Origin of the sequence: Halobacteriovorax sp. DA5 (assembly GCF_002903145.1) — a bacterium.
Lineage (GTDB): Bacteria > Bdellovibrionota > Bacteriovoracia > Bacteriovoracales > Bacteriovoracaceae > Halobacteriovorax_A.
In genome coordinates this window covers 1-506 of the sequence record NZ_PPDJ01000034.1, presented here as the reverse complement: position 1 = coordinate 506, position 506 = coordinate 1, and the positions used below count along the sequence as shown (strand labels likewise).

The following is a 506-nucleotide window of genomic DNA, read 5'->3' as shown; positions in this document are numbered from 1 at the left end:
TGACTTCGCCTTCTCTCTCTACAAGAAACTTGCGTTCCATCCTGATGCCGAGGGCAAGAACATTTTCTTCTCCCCGGTTGGAATCTCAATGGCTTTGAGCATGCTAGCTGTAGGAGCCAAGGGCAGCACTCATTCACAGATATACAGCAGTCTGGGTTATAGCGGGTTGCAGGCTGAGCAGGTCAATGAGGGTTATGAGCACTTGATCCACATGCTGGGCCACAGCCGGGAAGCCATGCAGCTGGAAGCAGGAGCGGGTGTAGCCATCAGAGAAGGCTTCAAAGTGGTGGACAAGTTCCTGAAGGATGTTCAGCACTACTACAACAGCGAAGCCTTCAGCGTTGATTTCTCCAAGCCTGATATTGCTGCAGAGGAGATTAACAAGTTCATCGCCAAGAAAACCAACGACAAAATAACCGACATGGTGAAGGACCTGGACTCAGATACGCTGATGATGCTGATTAACTATATGTACTTCAGAGGGAAGTGGGACAAGCCATTTGATG

General features: G+C 49.4%; 1 protein-coding gene. It reads left to right on the top strand.

Going from position 1 to position 506, the window contains the following annotated elements; all coding sequences use genetic code 11:
• Positions 1–506 (top strand): serpin family protein (locus tag C0Z22_RS15790; protein WP_199177586.1); only part of this gene is annotated, 506 nt, incomplete at both ends.